General features: G+C 55.0%; 16 protein-coding genes and 1 pseudogene. 9 read left to right on the top strand and 8 right to left on the bottom strand.

The window, feature by feature from the left end; genetic code table 11:
* A partial coding sequence (locus tag ACTF5F_RS11340; protein WP_438956978.1) for a VOC family protein occupies nucleotides 1-608 on the top strand: 608 nt, incomplete at its 5' end.
* A gap of 390 nt (nucleotides 609-998) precedes the next feature.
* On the opposite strand, the gene ACTF5F_RS11335 is transcribed toward ACTF5F_RS11340, so the two are convergent.
* Complete coding sequence (locus tag ACTF5F_RS11335) at nucleotides 999-3341, bottom strand: DNA topoisomerase IV subunit A (protein WP_438956977.1); 2343 nt, start codon at nucleotides 3339-3341, stop codon at nucleotides 999-1001.
* A 135-nt stretch (nucleotides 3342-3476) separates the two neighbouring features.
* Between ACTF5F_RS11335 and ACTF5F_RS11330 the strand changes: the two genes are divergently transcribed.
* The 6 genes from ACTF5F_RS11330 (at nucleotide 3477) to ACTF5F_RS11305 (ending at nucleotide 7576) form a co-directional block, all read left to right on the top strand.
* Nucleotides 3477-4028 (top strand): SH3 domain-containing protein, encoded by a 552-nt coding sequence (locus ACTF5F_RS11330; protein ID WP_438956976.1) that lies wholly within the window; start codon nucleotides 3477-3479, stop codon nucleotides 4026-4028.
* A 39-nt stretch (nucleotides 4029-4067) separates the two neighbouring features.
* Nucleotides 4068-4895, top strand: a complete 828-nt coding sequence (locus ACTF5F_RS11325) for an SDR family NAD(P)-dependent oxidoreductase (protein WP_438956975.1) — start codon at nucleotides 4068-4070, stop codon at nucleotides 4893-4895.
* A 60-nt stretch (nucleotides 4896-4955) separates the two neighbouring features.
* The gene (locus ACTF5F_RS11320; RefSeq protein ID WP_438956974.1) at nucleotides 4956-5159 is read left to right on the top strand and encodes a twin transmembrane helix small protein; all 204 of its coding nucleotides are present in this window, start codon (nucleotides 4956-4958) and stop codon (nucleotides 5157-5159) included.
* A 1-nt stretch (nucleotide 5160) separates the two neighbouring features.
* On the top strand, nucleotides 5161-5733 hold the full coding sequence (locus ACTF5F_RS11315) for a cob(I)yrinic acid a,c-diamide adenosyltransferase (protein WP_438956973.1): 573 nt from the start codon (nucleotides 5161-5163) through the stop codon (nucleotides 5731-5733).
* A gap of 155 nt (nucleotides 5734-5888) precedes the next feature.
* Entirely contained in the window at nucleotides 5889-6647 is a 759-nt protein-coding gene (locus tag ACTF5F_RS11310) for an electron transfer flavoprotein subunit beta/FixA family protein (protein ID WP_438956972.1), read from the top strand.
* Complete coding sequence (locus tag ACTF5F_RS11305) at nucleotides 6647-7576, top strand: electron transfer flavoprotein subunit alpha/FixB family protein (RefSeq protein WP_438956971.1); 930 nt, start codon at nucleotides 6647-6649, stop codon at nucleotides 7574-7576. The genes ACTF5F_RS11310 and ACTF5F_RS11305 overlap by 1 nt, the downstream gene beginning before the upstream one ends.
* A 137-nt stretch (nucleotides 7577-7713) precedes the next feature.
* On the opposite strand, the gene ACTF5F_RS11300 is transcribed toward ACTF5F_RS11305, so the two are convergent.
* Nucleotides 7714-8478: a DUF6473 family protein gene (locus ACTF5F_RS11300; protein ID WP_438956970.1), complete on the bottom strand. Its 765-nt coding sequence runs from the start codon at nucleotides 8476-8478 to the stop codon at nucleotides 7714-7716.
* A 164-nt stretch (nucleotides 8479-8642) separates the two neighbouring features.
* On the opposite strand from ACTF5F_RS11300, the gene ACTF5F_RS11295 reads away from it, so the two are divergent.
* Nucleotides 8643-9518 carry a 3-hydroxybutyryl-CoA dehydrogenase gene (locus ACTF5F_RS11295; protein ID WP_438956985.1) on the top strand — a complete coding sequence of 292 codons (876 nt, stop codon included), beginning with the start codon at nucleotides 8643-8645 and terminating at the stop codon, nucleotides 9516-9518.
* On the opposite strand, the gene ACTF5F_RS11290 is transcribed toward ACTF5F_RS11295, so the two are convergent.
* The 6 genes and pseudogenes from ACTF5F_RS11290 to ACTF5F_RS11265 all read right to left on the bottom strand — a co-directional run.
* A complete protein-coding gene (locus ACTF5F_RS11290) occupies nucleotides 9515-10375 on the bottom strand; it encodes a lysophospholipid acyltransferase family protein (protein WP_438956969.1) in 861 nt (286 codons plus the stop codon). The two genes, ACTF5F_RS11295 and ACTF5F_RS11290, sit on opposite strands and share 4 nt — an antisense overlap.
* 57 nt (nucleotides 10376-10432) lie before the next feature.
* Nucleotides 10433-10702: an HPr family phosphocarrier protein gene (locus ACTF5F_RS11285; protein ID WP_438956968.1), complete on the bottom strand. Its 270-nt coding sequence runs from the start codon at nucleotides 10700-10702 to the stop codon at nucleotides 10433-10435.
* A 6-nt stretch (nucleotides 10703-10708) separates the two neighbouring features.
* Nucleotides 10709-11098 (bottom strand): PTS sugar transporter subunit IIA, encoded by a 390-nt coding sequence (locus ACTF5F_RS11280; RefSeq protein WP_438956967.1) that lies wholly within the window; start codon nucleotides 11096-11098, stop codon nucleotides 10709-10711.
* Nucleotides 11099-11120: 22 nt separating this feature from the next.
* Nucleotides 11121-12002 (bottom strand): RNase adapter RapZ, encoded by an 882-nt coding sequence (gene rapZ / locus ACTF5F_RS11275; protein WP_438956966.1) that lies wholly within the window; start codon nucleotides 12000-12002, stop codon nucleotides 11121-11123.
* Nucleotides 11999-12421, bottom strand: coding sequence for an HPr kinase/phosphorylase (locus tag ACTF5F_RS11270; RefSeq protein ID WP_438956965.1), 423 nt, complete (start codon nucleotides 12419-12421; stop codon nucleotides 11999-12001). Before ACTF5F_RS11270 ends, rapZ begins: the two co-directional genes overlap by 4 nt.
* A gap of 10 nt (nucleotides 12422-12431) precedes the next feature.
* Nucleotides 12432-13223 (bottom strand): annotated as a pseudogene (locus ACTF5F_RS11265) (sensor histidine kinase); the annotation flags it as partial.
* 295 nt (nucleotides 13224-13518) lie between these two features.
* Between ACTF5F_RS11265 and ACTF5F_RS11260 the strand changes: the two are divergent.
* Complete coding sequence (locus ACTF5F_RS11260; protein WP_438956964.1) at nucleotides 13519-15117, top strand: phosphoenolpyruvate carboxykinase; 1599 nt, start codon at nucleotides 13519-13521, stop codon at nucleotides 15115-15117.
* Nucleotides 15118-15152: the final 35 nt, after the last annotated feature.

Below are 15152 nucleotides of genomic sequence, written 5' to 3'. Positions count from 1 at the left end.
CAATCGTGCCGATGTTCACGTGCGGCTTCGTGCGTTCAAACTTTTCCTTAGCCATTTCTGGGCCCTTTAATTGTGTAAGGGGGCCGAATGCCCCGGTTATTACCGCGCGCATTTATTGGTGTTTGGGCGATAAATCAAGCGTTGGGTTGTATCGGATTGGTAGGGCCTCCGGCGAAGGTATTTTTGAGCGAAACGGTTTTGGTTTTAGGATGGAGATATTTGATGGGAGAATTGAAATGAAACTGGGTGCATTTTCGACTAGCTTGAATTTCAAAGACGTGGAAAAGAGCCGCAATTTTTACAAGAAACTGGGATTTGATGATTTTGGTGGGTACGCCAGCCAAGGCTGGTTAATCCCGAAGAACGGCGAAACGGTTTGGGGGTTGTTCAAAGGGATGATCGAGCAGAACGCGCTCACCTTCAATCCCGGTTGGGGTCAGGACGCCCAGAGCGTCGATGATTTTTATGACGTGCGCGATATTCAAAAGCGCCTGAAAGCGGCGGGCGTGGAGTTGACGACCGAATGCGATGAAAGCAGCTCAGGTCCTGCATATATCGCAATGCTCGATCCCGACGGGAACCCGATTTTGATTGATCAACATCGGTAACTTTCATTTACCAAAAATTTGAGTTTCACCATTGTAATGGAACAGATTCGACTGGTAATTTCTTTGGAATTTCACACGGCATTCTTTTAGTTAAATCTCTGCTTTTCAATTAAAATATTAATCAGGAATTGAGCTGTGAAAACAGTGCAGATTTCAGTGCATTGCAATATCGGAAATGCATCGTTGAAAGTGTTCCCAACTCAACGAGAGGAACGCAAAATGAACAGAAAACAGCAATCAAAAGGTGAAAAATCACTCTCGGGCAATTTGAGAATTGAAATATCTCTCTCAAGATTCAAAGCGAGTACAGACAACAGGTTCGGAATCTTGGCAATAGGCATCCTTACTGGCCTACTAGTCATAGTTTTTTGGTCAGTGTTCGGAGGAAGTTTAGAACCGATTGTTCTTCGGGAATCCATAGGGCGGTCTCTTACCGACTCCTGCCCGTGCACCTTTCCAGTCGGTCATGTCAGGCTCTGTGCGGGTTTTGCCGCCGCCCATTTCCCAGCTGAGGCCATCGGCCCAATTGAACGTTGTGATGTCGGAGAGGCCGCCATCGAGTTCTAGGGTGCCCTGACGCCCTGACGCCTTCTTATACTTCTGAATGCGCACGCCCTTGCCACGGCCCATTTCCGGGAGGTCTTCAAGGGGGAAAACGAGCAGTTTAGCGTTTTCTGACACCACGGCGACTTGATCGCCCGCGACGCGCGTGCAGACCTTGGCGACAGTGTCTTTGACGTTCAGAACCTGTTTACCGGTGCGGGTTTGGGCGACGACGTCTTCTTCCGGCACAACAAAACCGTTTCCTTCTGCCGAGGCGACTAGCAGCTTTCCACCGGGTTTGTGGGCGAAAATGTTGATAATCTCTGCCTCGTGCGGCAAATCAACCATCAAGCGCAGCGGTTCACCCATGCCGCGCCCGCCGGGCAGATTGCTGCCGGAGACGGTGTAAAACCGACCGTTGGAGGCAAAGACCAGCAGACGATTCGTGGTTTCGGCGTGGAAGATAAAGCGCGGGCCGTCGCCGTCTTTGAACTTCAGCTCCCGCGACAGATCAATGTGACCGGTCATCGCGCGGATCCACCCCATCTGGCTAAGGACCACAGTAATCGGCTCCCGCTCAATCATTGCTTCCATTGGAATGTCGGCAATTTCTTCCGCTTCGGCGAATTGGGTGCGGCGTACGCCGCCGTCGCTGTCGCGGCCAAACTCCTTGCGGGTTTCGCGCAACTGCTCAGCGATCTTGCCCCATTGCAGGCTTTCGTCTTCGAGCAGGTCTTCAAGATCGGCGCGTTCCTTCATCAGGTCGTCACGCTCTTTGGAAAGCTCGATTTCCTCGAGGCGACGTAAGCTGCGCAGACGCATGTTGAGGATGGCTTCGGCCTGCGCTTCGGTCAGCGATACCTCTGGGTCAGCGTCCTCCATGATCGGGGAGACATAATCCGCCTCTGATGTGGCGCGTGGGTGGTCCAGCGCCCAGTCTTCGATCATCAATGCCTGCTTGGGGTCGTCATCATAGCGGATGATGTCAATCACGCGGTCGAGGTTGAGGAAGGCGACGATGAAGCCTTCGAGCACTTCCAACCGCACATCAATCTTTTCCATGCGGTGCTGGCTGCGGCGGATAAGGACATCGCGGCGGTGGTCGAGAAAGGCGCGCAGCACTTCTTTCAGCGAACACACCTTGGGCGTCAGCCCGTCGATGAGCACGTTCATGTTGAGGCTGAAGCGCGTCTCAAGCTCCGAATGCTTGAACAACATCCCCATCATCACTTCGGGGTCGACCGTTTTAGCACGGGGTTCGAGCACGATACGGATGTCGTCGGCGGATTCGTCACGGACGTCGGTGAGGAGCGGCACCTTCTTGTTCTGGATAACCTCTGCCAGCTTTTCGATGAGTTTCGACTTTTGCACCTGATACGGGATTTCAGTGACGACGACCTGCCATTGGCCGCGGCCCAGATCCTCAATCTCCCACTTGGCGCGCAGGCGGATGGAGCCGCGTCCGGTACAGTATGCGTCCGCGATGTTGTCGCGGGCTTCGACGATCACGCCGCCGGTTGGGAAATCCGGCCCCGGCACGTATTCCATCAACGTCTCATCCCGCGCGTTTGGTGCTTTGATGAGATGGAGACAGGCGTCAATCAGCTCATGCAGGTTATGGGGCGGGATGTTGGTCGCCATTCCCACGGCAATGCCCGCCGCGCCATTGGCGAGCAAGTTAGGGTAGGTCGCGGGTAGGACAGAGGGTTCTTCAAGCCGGCCATCGTAGTTTGGGCGAAAGTCGACGGCGTTTTCATTGAGGCCGACAAGAAGCGCCTCTGCCACAGCGGTCATGCGCGCTTCGGTGTAGCGGGCAGCAGCGGGGTTATCGCCGTCGATGTTGCCAAAGTTCCCTTGGCCATCGACGAGCGGGTAGCGCACGTTAAAATCCTGCGCGAGACGGGCCATCGCGTCATAGATCGCGGCGTCGCCATGTGGGTGGAAATCGCCCATCGTGTCGCCACTGATTTTGGCGGACTTCAAGAAGCCGCCGGTAGAGGACAGCTTCAGCCGTGACATGGCATAAAGGATGCGGCGGTGAACAGGCTTCAGCCCGTCGCGCGCATCCGGCAGCGCACGGTTCATAATGGTAGAGAGCGCATAGGTCAGATACCGCTCACCAATGGCGCGACAGAGAGGCTCTGTCACATCAGCGTTCTCTTCTTGGAACTCGTCACTGCTATCGCTCATGCGATTGGTGTAGCGGAGCGTCGAAATGGCGTAAAGGCAACAACGTGGAGCGCAGGCTCTTTTCCCCCTGACTCGCCTTACGGTGGTTCTGATACATACGATTCGTTGCCAAAAACTGCTGTCCGGGGAGACATCATGTCAAAATTCATTCTTGCGACCTTTTTGATCTTGGGCTGGTCTTTCTATGAGCTGTCCGGCGGCGTCGATTTTGTGCCGGAAGAGCGGGTGGCGGAGGTTGAGCCGGTCGTTGACGCTCCAGTTGAGTTGGCCGAGGTAGAGCCAATTGATTTGGTCGAAGATGCGCCTGTGGCAGAGGTTGTTGTGAGCCGCGCAGACCAAGCCAACATTTTGAACCTGTCAACAGGTGCCCTTTTGCAGCCTGCGGTCAGCATTGCAGAAGAGGTTGCGCCGCAGCCAGAGGCCGCCGTTGTGTTGGCAGCGGTGACAGATGAGATTGAGGGCGAAGTTGTGGTTGAAGAGGCGCAAGAGTTGGACATCCGCTATGTCTCAGGCGCCCGTGTGAACATGCGCACAGGTCCAGGCACGAATTTTGCCGTGCTCGATACGCTGGACGGTGGGACTGAGGCGGAAGTGCTTGAAGTGGATGACACCGGTTGGGCGCGTATCCACATTGCCGAGACCGGCGCAATCGGCTGGATGGCGGAGCGTTTGCTGTCCAAAAGCTAACTGCTTGCTCTTTCTCGCGCTGACATGCAGGGAAGGGTCATGACACAGAAATCAGTTCTTATCACAGGAAGTTCCAGCGGCATTGGCTATGATGCGGCGCATGGATTGCGCGACGCTGGATGGCGCGTTTTTGCAAGTTGTCGCAAGCAGGAAGACTGCGAGAGGCTGAAAGCCGAAGGGTTTGAAAGCCCGCTGCTGGACTATGCAGACTCCACCTCCCTCGCCAATGGGTTGGCTGAGGTTTTGGAGGCGACAGGCGGCACCTTGGATGCACTTTACAATAACGGCGCATACGCCTGCCCCGGTGCGGTCGAAGACCTGCCGCGTGGGGCGCTACGAGAGAATTTTGAGACAAATTTCTTCGGTGTACATGAGCTGACCACGATGGTGATCCCCGTGATGCGCAAGCAAGGGCACGGTCGGATCGTCAATTGTTCGTCTGTTCTGGGCCTTGTTGGGATGAAGTGGCGGGGTTCCTACGTTTCAACGAAGTTCGCGATGGAAGGGCTCACTGACGTCTTGCGGATCGAGATGCAAGGCACGCCCATTCAGATCATTCTAATTGAGCCAGGCCCCATCACGTCGAAAATCCGCGAAAATTCCATCCAGCATTTCGAACGCTGGATTGATTGGGAAAACTCGGCGCGTGCACGTCTCTATAAGAAGCTGCGCGATCGTCTTTATACCGACACGGGGCCTGACCCGTTTGAACTCCCCGCCTCTGCTGTCACAAAGAAGCTGCGCCATGCGCTGGAAAGCCCGCGGCCCAAGCACCGCTATTTCGTGACGACCCCTACCTATTTGATGAACTTTTTCCGACGTGTTTTGCCCACAAGCATGCTCGATCGTATAACTTCGAAGGGGTGACCTTTTCTTTGGGTGGTGCGCCGCTACATCGTGGGCGGCGAAATATAAGGATCAAATCTGATGCGTGACGACCCGCTTTTCATCTTGGTGGTGGTGGCAGTACTGATTGTGGCTGGTATCCTGTTGCTTGGGATCGGCTCTTTCGGAAAGGGCGGTGATTTCAACAAGAAATACGCCAACAAGATCATGCGCTGGCGCATTGGCGCCCAGTTTGTCGCTGTGCTTTTGATCCTGTTGTTTGTCTATCTGCGTGGGGGGAGCTGACGTGGTTGTACTGAATAAGATCTACACGAAAACCGGTGACAAAGGTCAGACGGCTTTAGGCAATGGGGACCGTGTCGCCAAACATTCGCTGCGGGTGAATTCCTATGGCACGGTTGATGAGTTGAACGCGACAGTTGGCCTTGCCCGTCTGCATGCGCCTGGCGACATGGATACGCAACTGTCGATGATCCAAAACGATCTTTTCGATCTGGGGGCAGACCTCTGCCGGCCAGATATGGAAAAGGACGCCGAAGCAGAATACCCCGTTTTGCGCATGACGGAGGCACAGGTTGAGCGATTGGAAGCCGACTTGGACGCGATGACGCAGGCGGTCGAACCCCTACGGAGTTTTATCCTGCCAGGTGGGTCTGCCCTAGCGGCGCATTTGCACCTTTGCCGAACAGTGGCCCGTCGCGCCGAGCGGCTCGCCGTTGAATTAGCGAGTGCCGAGGCGGTGAACCCTTCGGCGGTGACATACCTGAACCGTCTGTCAGACTGGTTTTTCCAAGCCAGCCGCATCGCGAATGACGACGGTAAGAATGATGTCTTGTGGGTGCCAGGCGCCAACCGCTAGATTTACGCGCACGTAATGCAGCGTCTTTCGTGAAAAATCGGCTTTTTTTTTCATACTGGCGTCGGTTTTTGATTGTCGTCGCCTTTGCGACTCGACTAAACCAACGGCTGAAACCGTTCCAACCGTTGTTGGAACTTTGCGAGGAGTGATTCCACATGAAGGTACTTGTGCCTGTCAAACGGGTGATCGACTACAACGTGAAAGTGCGCGTGAAAGCGGACGGGAGCGGTGTCGATCTTGCCAACGTCAAGATGTCCATGAACCCATTCGACGAAATCGCCGTCGAAGAGGCGATCCGCCTGAAAGAAGCTGGCAAAGCAAACGAAGTTATCACTGTTTCTGTTGGCGTGAAGCAAGCGCAGGAAACACTTCGGACGGCGTTGGCAATGGGCGCAGACCGCGCGATCCTCGTGGTTGCTGCGGATGATGTGCACACCGATATCGAGCCTCTGGCCGTTGCTAAGGTGCTGAAAGGCATCGTAGATGAAGAGCAGCCGGGCATCGTTCTGTGCGGCAAGCAGGCGATCGACAACGATATGAACGCGACAGGTCAGATGCTAGCCGCGCTTATGGGTTGGTCGCAGGCAACCTTCGCGTCCGAAGTTGACGTCGATGGTGACAAAGCGGTTGTCACACGCGAAGTCGACGGCGGTTTGCAGACGATCAACGTGAAGACACCTGCTGTCATCACCGTTGACCTGCGCCTGAACGAGCCACGTTATGCGTCGCTGCCAAACATCATGAAGGCGAAGAAGAAGCCTTTAGATGAGAAGACACCAGCCGACTACGGCGTTGACGTGTCCCCGCGTTTGACAGTCGTGTCCACGAAAGAGCCTGAAGCACGTGCTGCAGGCATCATGGTTGGATCCGTTGACGAGCTGGTCGAGAGACTCAAAGAAGCAGGAGCTGTATAATGGCCGTACTTCTGATTGCTGATATTAACGCAGGCGAATTGTCTGTAGACGCAACTGCAAAAGCAGCGACAGCTGCAACCGCATTGGGTGATGTCACCGTGCTTTGCATGGGTGCCAATGCTTCTGGTCCTGCGGCGGAAGCTGCTAAGATCGACGGTGTTGCAAAGGTTCTGTGTGCGGAGGATGCATCCTTGGGTCACCAGATGGCAGAGATTTCTGCTGATCTGATCGTGTCCTTGGCTGGGGATTACTCTCACATCGCAGCGCCAAGCACATCTGACGCCAAGAACATCCTGCCCCGTGTTGCAGCGCTGTTGGACGCGCAGATCATCTCCGAAGTGACGGGCATCGTGGATGCGGACACATTTGAGCGTCCGATCTATGCCGGTAACGCAATCCAGACTGTGAAGTCTGGCGATGCGCACAAGGTGATGACGATCCGGACCGCTGGTTTTGATGCGGCGGGCATGGGCGGATCTGCCTCTGTCGAAGCAGCTGCTGCGCCTGCTGATGCGGGCCTCGCGTTTTGGGTCGAAGACAAGGTTGCCGAAAGCGACCGTCCAGAGCTGACATCTGCGGGTGTCGTCGTCTCCGGTGGTCGTGGTGTTGGGTCTGAAGAAGACTTCACCCTGATCGAAGGTCTTGCTGACAAGCTGAACGCAGCTGTTGGTGCGTCCCGCGCGGCGGTCGATTCTGGCTACGCGCCGAACGACTGGCAGGTTGGTCAAACCGGTAAGGTTGTTGCGCCTGATCTTTATGTCGCTGTTGGTATCTCCGGTGCGATCCAGCACTTGGCCGGTATGAAGGACTCCAAGATCATCGTTGCGATCAACAAGGACGAAGAAGCGCCAATCTTCCAGGTTGCGGATTACGGTCTTGTGGCTGACTTGTTTGATGCGGTGCCAGAGCTGACATCAAAACTGGGCTAATCGCCATATCAAAATTTTGAAAGGGCCCGCCAATGGCGGGCCTTTTTCCGTTAGACGTGGGAGGCCGTCGCGGTGGCCTGCAGGATCGGCAGCGCACGATCGCAGGCTTCCTTGTGTCATGCGACGCCCAAAAGCTCTTACGCGGTTTTGGCTTGCATAGCGGAAAAGAACATCCCGTTGGTGCCTTGGGCTTTTGCAATGTCAGACGGTGTTGCGTCGATCACATCCATCACCATCAGTCGAAGTTCATCAATCATGGACGCATTGATGAACAACGGGTCCGACATCATGGGTTGCGGGCGCTTGTTCCACGGCTCATCATCCAGCCGGTCCTTTGAAAACCAGAGCAGAACCGCCCGAGGGCCAATATGTCCCAACATCGTTTTCATCCGCGCGACCCACCCTTCCCGCAGTTGTTGTACCACGATATCAAACCGTTCTGGTGATTTTTCATAGAGGCCGTTCAGCATGTGCCGCGTGAAGGTAAAGTTGGAGAAATCGACATCGTTAAAGATCGCCTCCATCACCGTGCACGCCCTGAGAAACCTGTCGTTGCGGCGGGGATGGACCGAGTAGAACCGGTTCGACAGATAATTCGCCCCCATCATTTGAACGACGGTGACTTCGGCGTCATGGCACGCCGCCATGATGGTTGGATCGTTGACGAAAGTATCAACGCCTGCGTTGACGCATCCGAAGTTGACGTAGGTCTTTTTCAGCTTTTCTTCGACCAAGGCTGCAAACGGTTGATCGATGAATTTGCCATAGGTTTCCGTCCCACCAAGGAACACAACATAAGGTTGGTCGAGCCACCGCCACGGACCGCGAAAGAAGATGCGCGACATGCCATATCGGCACGGCGCATAGGACAAACCATCACTATCGACAAATTCGTGTTTCATACCTGAGAATTCCCGCCACGCGCTGTTGCCCCCAAGGTCGAGATCCGCCGAAACCCCTTGCCATTTCGCTAATGGCGCAGTTTGACAAAATTTTTAGCCGTCGCTGTGCCTTGCGCCCTGCTTTGACCACGGCCTATTGTGATTGAAAATCACGGGGTTCGATGATGGCAATTCAGCAAATCGGTATCGTTGGTGCGGGACAAATGGGCAATGGCATTGCCCATGTGTGCGCTGTGGCAGGATACGATGTGGTGTTGAATGATATTCACGAGGATGCGCTGCGCAGCGCGGTTGCGCTGATCGACAAGAATTTGGAACGGCAAGTCAGCAAAGACGCCATCACAACTGCCGATAAAGCGGAGGCGATGTCGCGGATCAAAACGACGACACAACTCCCTGAATTGGGCCCAAGCGATCTGATCATCGAAGCCGCGACAGAGCGGGAGACGATCAAGACAGCGATCTTTGAAGACCTGCTGCCGCATCTGAAGCCCGAAACCATCCTGACCTCAAACACGTCGTCAATTTCAATCACTCGGCTGGCGTCACGTACCGATCGCCCAGAGAAGTTCCTTGGGTTCCACTTCATGAATCCAGTGCCGATCATGCAGCTGGTCGAATTGATCCGAGGGATCGCAACCGATGAGGTAACGTTCAGCGCCTGCAAAGGCGTGGTGGCCAAGCTAGGGAAAACCTCCGCCACGGCCGAAGATTTCCCAGCCTTCATCGTAAACCGCATTCTGATGCCAATGATCAATGAGGCAATATATACGCTTTACGAAGGGGTCGGATCGGTGGAATCCATCGACACGTCGCTTAAGCTTGGGGCGAACCACCCGATGGGCCCTTTGGAGTTGGCAGACTTCATCGGCCTTGATACCTGCCTTGCGATCATGAACGTATTGCATGACGGTCTGGCCGATACGAAATACCGTCCCTGCCCGTTGTTGACCAAATATGTCGAAGCTGGATGGCTGGGCCGCAAGACCAAGCGCGGGTTTTACGACTATAGCAGCGATACGCCGATCCCGACGCGCTAGCGACGATTGCCAAGAGACAGGGTTTGATCGCGCAACCACGCCATAAAGTCACGTGGGTTTCCAATGCGTTTTGCGATTTCCGCATCATCAAGAACGGCACCGATCACCGGGGATTGTGGCTTGCCACAGGATTTGACGATCTCGTGCAGCAGCAAACCCTGCCGGAGCGTGGCAGAGATTTGGTTAGCGATCTGATAGACGCGTGAGTTGGCTCCTTTGAAATAGAAGGGAACCACCTTTGCGCCCGACATGCGGATCATTTTGGCGGTGAAAACGTTCCATTCTGCTTCAACGGAAGGTCCGAACATTGTGTCGCTCACCGCGACTGAGCCTGACGGGAACAGCGCCACCACGCCACCGGCGCTCAATTGCTTCATTGCGCTTTTGCGCATTGTCAGGAATTTCTTCTGTGCATCTTCCTCATGTAGGAAGGGCACTGGGATCAGATAATTCGCTGCTTCCAAATCGATACCTGTGAGCAACGAGCGCGTGAGGATTTTGTAGTCTTGCCGCCGCCGGCCGATCAATTCGGCAAGGACCATACCGTCGACCATGCCATGCGGATGGTTAGCCACGATTACGACCGGCCCTTCGGCGGGGATGTTTTCCAACAGCGTTTGCGGCGTATGAATATCGATCCGCATGACATCGAGACAAGCCGCCCAAAATTGCTCAATCGGGACGGCGGGACGGCGTTCAAACTCTCGGATCATACGCAAGATCGAGATTTTGCCAGTTACCCACTCGATCGCCTTGATGGTTTTGCGCTTGGCGACACTGTCAAACGTCTCTGAATAGGTGAGCGCGTAGCGGTTATAGATCTTACCACGAGGCGCACTGCCGGAAGACTGCTCCATCGAATCTATGCTTGCCTCGCTCAAGCCGGATCCCGCAAACAACTTGTTGCCGCGATTTTAGTCACCTTCACCAAACTTGTCATTCACAAGGTTGGTAATGGCGGCGGACAGCGCCTCTGCGTCAGTGCCAGTCGTGATTACATCGATGTGGCTGCCCTTGGTGGCGGCCAACATCAAAAGCCCCATGATACTGTCACCATCCGCAGACATACCATCTTTGCTAACTGTCGCCGAAGCGTCGAATTGCTCGACCAAGTCGACCAGTTTGGCCGACGCGCGTGCGTGCAAGCCTTTGATGTTTTGAATTTCGAGCTGGGTCTCTGGCATCGTCTGTCAGGCTTCGATCTTTTGCACGTCGATGTATTTATGCGCGGCCGCAATCGATGCCTCAACCGCGGTATCGATGGGTTTTTTTCTGCATTTTGCCAGTTTGATGAGCATGGGCAGATTTGCGCCGTACATGATCCGGCGCTTGGCCTGACTACAGGCCATCAGTGATAGATTGGAGGGCGAGCCGCCAAACATATCCGTCACCACCACGACACCATCTCCCTGATCGACCCAATCCGCTGCTTTGCAGATTTCAGCCTGTTTCAATGCGCGGTCATCTTCCGCACCAATCGTAATCGCTTGGATGCCGTTTTGGGGCCCCACGACATGTTCAATCGCGGCGAGATACTCCGTCGCCAATCGACCATGTGCAACAATGACTATCCCAATCAAGCTCCCGCTCCTTGCTGGCGCGCTACGACTCATGACTTCTGCGTTCTAGCTCTCGGTGTCTTTTTGATACCTGCCAGCCTTCTTTCGCAAGTGCAGAAACGACCTTTTCCGTTAAAACGACGGACCTGTGTTGCCCGCCGGTACACCCAAACCCGACGGAAAAGTGGGCGCGACCCTCTTTTGCATGGGCAGGGAGGACCAACTTAAGCAGTTCAGTGGTCTTTTTGAAGAAGTCTTCGAGTCCTTCGTCGGTCGCTACATAGGCCGCGACATTCGCGTCCTGCCCTGTTAGATGCCGTAGGTCTGCATCCCAATGGGGGTTTTTCAGAAACCGGCAGTCGAGCACCATGTCGAGCCCGCGGGGAAGGCCCCGCTTATATGAAAAGGATTGGACGGAGACGCTGAGCATCTGTCCGTCTGGGCGTCCAAAGAGACGCTCCATCTCAGCCTTCAGATCATGGGGCGACAGGCCCGTGGTATCGATCAGCACCTCGGCCTTGTCCCGAATGGGTTGGAGCAAATCCTTTTCCGCCGCGATCCCGTCCAGCGGCCGACCGGTCGGGGCCAATGGGTGACGACGGCGGGTTTCGGAATATCGGCGCAGCAAAACGTCATCGTTGGCATCCAGATAGACAAGTTGGACAGCGTCGCCGACGCTTGCCTCCATCCCTTCGATCGCTTCCAACAACGCACCGATGCTGAAGTCGCGGTTGCGCACGTCTAAGCCCAGAGCAAGCGGCTGACGGTGTGGGCCATCCAGAACACGCGGCAACAAGGACAGCGGCAGGTTGTCGATGACTTCGAACCCTTGATCTTCCAGCGCGTTGATCGCCGTGGACCGCCCAGCGCCCGATGGCCCCGTGATCAGGAGAACCGGCAAGGTCAGGAGCGCATCAGATGTCATGGGTCGTCGTGTCTTCCAAAGTGCATGTAGTGCCAGAGCACCGAGGCAAAAGGTATGCCATCCGAACGGTAAAGCAATGGTAGCTCACAGCCGAGTAAAGTGATCGTGCGCCGTGGTGGAATGCGATCCTGCTCCACTGAGTCGAGGTCAACGACAGTTGTGATCTTCGTTGGGCCGGCTTCTGGAGCGTTCAGAATGCCTATGCCGCGTGCCTCTATCTGTCCTGCGATTGTCGTTGGGACGGATGCGACAACTGCACCCTGTTCCAGACGCAAACAGGTCTGGTCATCCGAAATCAACGTTGCGCCAAGCGCCAGCAATTCAAAAGCCAATGACGTCTTGCCGGAGCCGGAGGCGCCTGTGATTAGCAGCCCTTTACCGTCGATGGAAACACTGTTTGCGTGGTAGATATCAGCCATCCCCGATGCCTTAGACTGGCAGGCCTACGACAAACCGCGCGCCAAGGGGTTCGGAGGTCATGTCAGCCTCTGTCGGGCGAATGTTTTCCGCCCAGATCACGCCTCCATGCGCCTCGATAATCTGTTTGGAAATCGCCCAACCAAGGCCGGAGTTATTGCCAAACTCACCTTCGGGCCGTTCGGAATAGAACCGCTGGAACACTTTGGCGAGCGCTTCGTTGGGAATGCCTGGTCTGGTGTCTTCGACGACAACCAGCACACAGTTTTTGTGACGGCGGGCCCAAACACAGATCGCATCATCCTCCTCACAGAAGGAGATCACGTTGGTGATCAGGTTGCCGAATACCTGTGCCAAGCGACCTTCGAGCCCCATAACCATGATCGGCTCGTCCGGCAAATCAGCGATAAAATCGATGCCTTTGTCGCGGGCTTCCTTGCCAAGGAACTGGTTGAGGTTGTCGAGCATCTTCAGCAAGTCGAACGTCTGTTCCTGTTCGCGCACCAATTCACTGTCTAGGCGAGTGGCGTTTGAAATGTCGCTGACCAAACGGTCCAAGCGGCGGACGTCATGTTCGAGCACTTCGAGCAATTTTGCACGCGGATCATCGCGGGTGGCGACGCGCATAGTGCCAACTGTGGAACGCATGGAGGCGAGCGGTTTCTTAATCTTATGCGCAACGTCGGCGACAAACTGTTCGTTGCCTTCGAAGCGATCATACAGCGCTTCAACCATCCCACACAGGGCACCCGACAACCGGCCAATTTCATCTGGTCGGGCGGTCAGGTCTGGGATACGCACTTGGGTTTGACCCTTACTGTATATTATTTTTTTGACCTGTATTGCCTGACCTTTCGTCATTTTCGCAGCGCGAATCAATCCCAAAACACGAATCAGCCCTGTTAGGGTAATGAATTTGCGCCACAATTCGCTAAGTAATGGCTAAAATGCCTCACCCCAGAAACAGTGCTCCGCTTGGTTGCGCTAACACGCAGATGGTTGCGCTAACGAATGAAATAAGGGGGTTTGCGTTAAGTTTTGCAGTGTTAATACGACCGTATACCGAAGTTTTTCGCACTGCAGCATAAGGAACGCGACAATGGACCATGGAACGGTCAGCCCGCAGATTAAACTTGAGGATCAAGGCATCAAGGGGCTTGGCTACGTCTATTATAACCTGTCCGAAGCGGAGCTGCAGAAAACCGCCGTTGAAAACGGTGAAGGCGTCGACGGAAACGGCGGCACATTCCTTGTGACAACCGGCAAAAACACCGGCCGCTCCCCCAAGGACAAGTTTGTTGTTCGGACGCCAAGTGTAGAAGACACGATTTGGTGGGAAAACAACCCGCCGATGGAGCCGTCGAAGTTCGATCAGCTTTATGATGACATGATCGCGCATATGGGTGGCGGCACATATTATGTGCATGACCTTTTTGGGGGTGCAGACCCTGCCCATCGTTTGGATGTGCGCGTCGTGACAGAGCTTGCATGGCACGGTCTTTTCATCCGTCACCTTCTGCGCCGCCCAGAACAAAGCGAGCTTGCAGATTTCGCGCCCGATTTCACGATCATCAACTGCCCAAGCTTCAAAGCGGACCCAGAGCTCCACGGCTGCCGGTCGGAAACAGTCATCACCTTGAACTTTGAGCGCAAGCTGGTCCTGATCGCTGGCACAGAATACGCAGGTGAGAACAAGAAGTCCGTTTTCACCCTGCTCAACTACTTGCTGCCGGAAAAAGATATTATGCCGATGCACTGTTCGGCCAACCACGCGCCGGGCAACCCTGTTGATACGGCCATCTTCTTTGGTCTGTCTGGCACGGGCAAGACAACCCTGTCCGCTGATCCGTCGCGCGTCTTAATCGGCGACGATGAACATGGCTGGTCAGATCGTGGCACCTTTAACTTCGAGGGCGGCTGCTACGCCAAGACGATCGGTCTGGATCCGAAGGCGGAGCCAGAGATTTACGCCACATGTTCCATGCCGCATACGGTGATCGAGAATATGGTGTACGATCCAGACACCAAAGAGCTTGATTTCAATGACGACAGCCTGACCGCTAACATGCGCTGCGCCTATCCGTTGCACTACATTTTCAACGCTTCTGAAACTGCGCTGGGTGGACATCCGAAGAACATCATCATGCTGACATGTGATGCGTTCGGTGTTCTGCCTCCAATCAGCCGTTTGACGCCTGCGCAGGCGATGTACCACTTCTTGTCTGGCTTCACATCCAAAGTTGCGGGGACAGAGCGGGGTGTGACGGAGCCCGAGCCGACATTCTCAACCTGTTTTGGTGCACCGTTTATGCCACGACGCCCAGAAGCCTATGGCGATCTGCTGCGCAAAAAGATTGCGTCGCACGGTGCGACATGCTGGCTGGTGAACACAGGCTGGACTGGCGGCGCCTATGGCACGGGCAGCCGGATGCCCATCAAAGCAACCCGCGCCTTGCTGGCCGCTGCATTGGATCAGACGCTGGTCGAAAACCAGTTCCGCAAGGATCCAAACTTCGGCTTTGAAGTGCCGGTGACTTGCGACAGCGTTGACGACAAGCTGCTGAACCCGCGGGAGACTTGGGCAGACAAAGATGCCTATGATGCTCAAGCGGCCAGGCTTGTTGAGATGTTTAGCGACAACTTTGAAAAGTACGTCCCTTACATCGATGATGATGTGCGCGCGGCTGCGATTGACTGATCGAACTGGATATTGAATGAAGGCCGTGCGATTGT

The organism is Cognatiyoonia sp., assembly GCF_965661665.1.
Classification (GTDB): Bacteria; Pseudomonadota; Alphaproteobacteria; order Rhodobacterales; family Rhodobacteraceae; genus Cognatiyoonia.
This window is presented reverse-complemented; position numbering and strand designations above follow the sequence as displayed.